The 4,684-nt window shown below is 50.5% G+C and carries 2 protein-coding genes and 1 pseudogene; 1 reads left to right on the top strand and 2 read right to left on the bottom strand.

All coding sequences use genetic code 11. The annotated features are described in order from the left end of the window. The first annotated feature begins 463 nt into the window (after positions 1-463). Positions 464-1,648 (top strand): Ig domain-containing protein, encoded by a 1,185-nt coding sequence (locus tag ACOJS8_RS01515; RefSeq protein WP_420146758.1) that lies wholly within the window; start codon positions 464-466, stop codon positions 1,646-1,648. A gap of 414 nt (positions 1,649-2,062) precedes the next feature. Here the strand turns inward: ACOJS8_RS01515 and ACOJS8_RS01510 are convergent, their stop codons facing one another. Continuing rightward, positions 2,063-4,402, bottom strand: a complete 2,340-nt coding sequence (locus ACOJS8_RS01510) for a glycoside hydrolase family 3 N-terminal domain-containing protein (protein ID WP_420146757.1) — start codon at positions 4,400-4,402, stop codon at positions 2,063-2,065. Between the two features lie 90 nt (positions 4,403-4,492). Then, a pseudogene (locus ACOJS8_RS01505) lies at positions 4,493-4,684 on the bottom strand (cytochrome-c peroxidase); the annotation flags it as partial.

Genomic DNA, 4,684 nt, shown 5'->3' with positions numbered 1-4,684 from the left:
CCCGCAGTGGCTCGTCCAAGGAGCCGGTACTGACCACTGCGGGGCAAACAGGACGGCTATTAAAATAAGATGAGATCGAGTCGAATAGACAAATTCTCAAAAATCGCTCTCCTTAAGACAAAGGGATTTTCTTATATCTGTCTTATAATTCGCGGGTTCAACGAGATGGTAAGTGAATAAGAATTTGGTGAAGGCTACAAACCTGATTGTGCCTTTCGGCTATCTTAACCCCATTAATGCACTCACTTACACCTATTAACGGTCAAACCACTCGCCATTTCAATATTTGGGGCAATTCCTTCCATTTTTAGGACATTTTTTCCTGATAATTACTCCATTTTTTAACTTGTCATCAAAACATGTCCCCCCTGCATAAAGGTGTACAGCTTAGTAGCCTTGCCCTTACCCGCTTAAAAATGAATTGATTACCCAACCAATCGTTTCACTTTCTCATGTCAAGTTTATGAAAAACAACTACCAAATGCGATGCCGCCAAAGCTGGCTGGCCATGATGAGTTTAGCGCTTTGTTTTGCCCTGGCCGGTAGAGTACTGGCCCAATCGGAGAGGCCATTGGTGCTGACCGAACCTACCTATAACTGCGCTACGGGGGTCTTTGCCTTCAATTCCTACGATGGCGATCGAACACCCATTGAGTATATGGCCCCGGGTATTACGTCCTGGACGACCAATCGCTTCCATGTTCTGGACGATTGTGCCCGTAATTGTGCCGATATGCCGCCCTTTACGCTCTCAGCACGGCAGAATGGAAAAATTGTTACGTATACGTGGTCGCGACAGAACTACTGTGCCTCGTATTCGTCTCTTGTTAAGGTGAGTCCCATTAGTGATCAAACCGCTACTGTCGGCCAGGGTATCTACTTCCCGATAGGGCTAGCCTTTTCCTCATCCGTGACCACCAGTTGGGGCGTCAATGCGCAAGGGTTACCACCAGGAATTAGCTATTTTTTCAGGCAGGAAGGCAGTGGCAGCCCAAACCCAACCTGGGTGCTTGTCGGTACCCCCACTACAGCAGGGGTGTACTCGGTAACTGTATCCGCCAGTGCCAATGGCGGACAGGCCTCTACTACCTTCAACTATATTATTACCAATAGCAACAACCCACTTGCGTTGATCACGCCAACCTACAACTGCTCTACGGGTGCTTTTACTTTCAATACGTCGGGTGGGGATAGCACACCGATCGAATTTATGGCCATTGGCATCACGGGTTGGACAACCAACCCCAATCAGTTTGTTGATAAAGAAAGTCGCATAGTCGATGATGTGCAACCCTTTACGCTCATGGCTCGTCAAAGCGGTCAAGTAGTGACCTTGAACTGGAATCTGAAAGCGGCCTGTGGTCGGGCACGTCAGAGAATCGACGGCACTGATAGGCAGCTTACCTTAACGGTGCTGGGTAATCCCGTTCATCAGCAACTGCGCGTCCTGCTGAACGGGGCACAGGGCCAGTCGGTGCAGTTGCGGTTGACAGAGGTGGGCGGTCGCTTACTGGAAAACCGCATGGTCGAGCTCCCAGGTTTAGCTGAGGAACAGATTTTTTGGCTGGATCATACAGGTCCTGGTTTGTTGCTGCTGCAGGCCAGTACCCTCACTCAAGTCTACACAGTAAAGATACTCAAGCAGTAAAACGGCAAGCTGGCTAAACAAATTAACCCGGCTTGAAAGAAATTTAGAGCCGGGTTAGCTTCATGATGAGACTAGATTATCACTTTGGAGAATGGGCATAAGTCAGTGAAGTAGGCGCTATGCCAAACTTTTTCTTGAACGAAAAAGAAAAATGCGATAGACTTTCAAACCCTAACTCGAGGTAAATCGCCGAGGGTTTTGCTGTCAAGTTTCAACTCCAAGAATAGTCATTAAAGAGAAGGCTTCTCTTTGAAACGAAAACAGTTACGTATGTCTGCTTCAAAAATAGGACGTTTAATTTGACAGATAATAAATCAATAAGTAGACGTTTCATAGGCTAGATTTAAGCAGATGCAACAAGTCTACTATATGGCTGTCGTGGTATCAGCCTTGAGAGACTGACACCACATACGATTACTTCAAATTCAAAACAGCCTGCTTATACGTTGCGGTTCGGGCATCCTGGATGACGCCTTTCCAGTTTAGACCAAAGCCAAAATCATACACGTGGCCTTCCGAATCGCGGTACGACGTCATGTCGCGGGAAACGTCTTCGGCTTGGGTTTCTACGGTGCGCATGCTAGCCGGAAACTGCACAGGCAGCAACGCCGAGGGTTCATGAGCGCCCGTCAGGATGTCCAGCAACGCCTGATCCTGTACCCCAAAGTGAGCCAGAATCGCGTTCGATTCCTGCTCAAACTCGCCGACAACTGTTGGGTTCGCTACGTTCAGAGCAACAATGACAGGCTTGCCTTTCATCTGGGCGTAGGTGTCGGTTACCATACCTAAGTCTGCCTGGTTGATTGTCCTGGCTGTTTTGCCGTTGTAGGTCCGGTTCGTGAATTTCTCAAATGGATCACCGCCGGCCATACTTGGATCGCGCGTACCTTGAGCGGTGTAATCGCCGTATTGAAGGCTAACCGGCACGTAGCCCGTTCCACCCGCTTTGGCATCGGTAATGCTGTAGCCTCCTCCTGAATCCGGACTGCGCATGAACACCAGCGCATAATCGGCTTCGGCAGGATTGTCGGTTACGGTAAAATACTTCTTCACAATGGTCAAATTGACGGGGTATTCCAGTTTTTCGGGAAACTCAATGCCCAGGAAGTTGCGGCCAGCGGGCGTAAACTGTTTGGGAATATAGACGGTTTTGCCTTTAGTGAGCGGTAGGGCTTTCGCTTTGTTTTTCAGCATGACCACCGATTCCAGTTGCGCCTGATACCCCGCTTTCATGAAGTCAGCGCTACCGACTACCTGCTGGGAAACCTGAGGATCTAAATAGGGATTTTCAAACAACCCAACCCGGAAGATATTCTTGAGTAATCGACCGGCTGATTGCTCAAAACGGGTTCGCATGGCCGCTTCGCCATGCTCTTTCACGCCCAGTTGATAGGCTTCCAGAATAGGTTCTGATTCGTTGTTGCCGCCAAACTGATCGACGCCATTCATCAGGATTTTGTAATGTCGCTGGGCAACCGTCAGTTTCTCGACACCCCACGACTTACCCGTCAGAAATATATCGACCGCCCGTTCGTCACCCGTAATTCCCCAGTCGGTGCAGACGACACCGTCATACTTGTACTTCGTGCGAAGCAGGTCGTGAATGATATACTTACTGTAACTATTGCCTACATTCTCGCGATACGTTTTATCCTGACCGTATGAAATGGTGTAATACGGCATGACAGCCGAGGCCATACCGGTTTTGCCACTCAGCTTGAAAGCGCCCTCCAGAAAGGGCAGCAAATGCGTCTGGAAATTCTTGCCTGGATAAACGGCGTATTTGCCATACCCATAGTGCGCATCGCGTCCGCCTTCGCCTGTACCACCGCCGGGCCAGTGCTTCACCATGGCATTGACACTGTGGTAGCCCCAGCCGCCCGTAATTTCATTGGCCCCTGTTGAGGTCTGAAACCCGTCTACATACGCGCGGGCCATGTCGGTAGCCAGTTTCGGATCTTCACCAAACGTACCGCTCACCCGGTTCCAGCGGGGATCCGTGGCTAGATCGATCTGGGGAGAAAGGGCCGTCGCAATGCCCAGTAAGCGGTATTCCGTCGCGGCAATCTGACCAAATCTTCTCACTACTTCAGGATTGAAGGTGGCGGCCAACCCCAACGGGCCGGGCCACATCGAAATAGACCCACCGTTGCCGGCATTAAACTCGGCCTCGGCGCGTGTGCCGTGACGCGGGTCGGAACTGCTGTTGACGGGAATCCCCAACCCTAAACCCTCGACCAACGCCTGGGCGTTGTTATTCCATTCGGCAGCCGCTTGCGGGCTTTCCACCGAGGTAATCAGCACGTGACGCAGGTTGTCTTTGGTCAGAAATTGCCGCTGCTGATCCGATAAATCACCCACTTTAGCCCCACTTCGGGCAAATACTTTTCCGCTGTACGTACCGGCAAATGGCCCGCCCCCCGCTGCCGGAATAGGCTGGTGGCGACTATACAACATCAATCCGGCAATCTGATCGATGGTCATTTTCGAGGCCAAGTCTTTCGCCCGTACCTCGGCTGACAACCGCCAGTCTTCGTACGTATCTAGTTGGCCATTCTTATTCAGATCTTTAAACGCAAAGCCTTTGTCAGTCAGTATTTTGACCCCTGAGCTGGGTGCGTAGCCCAGTGTTTGGCCCCCTTTATTGGTGACTTTGATCCAGTTTGTGGGTTTGGTTTGGGTGCCATTTTGTCCCAGGGCCAGGGAAGCGATTAATAGGTTCAGGGCCGTGAGGTAAAGAATCTGTTTTTTCATCGGTTTTAGCTACTAAATGAATCGGCTGTCACTCATCATTAATGATTGTCAACGACGAGTTAACGCCATTCCCTGGAAACGTTAACCAGGCTAACGGATGTTGCCACCCGGGTTAAGACCACTGGGAACGTGATCGGGGATGTACCGATTAAACCCATAATCGGTCAGGGCTTTCATGAACGCAATGACCTGGTCCTGTTCAAAGTCCCGCAGCGCGACGCGCTGTATATGGACGTCTAACTGCTTCACCGACACGTGCGGGTTTTGGGAAATAGGCTCCCC

The organism is Spirosoma sp. (assembly GCF_048594605.1).
Lineage (GTDB): Bacteria > Bacteroidota > Bacteroidia > Cytophagales > Spirosomataceae > Spirosoma.
Note: the sequence above shows the minus strand (reverse complement) of the source record. Positions and strands in the feature narration are given on the sequence as shown.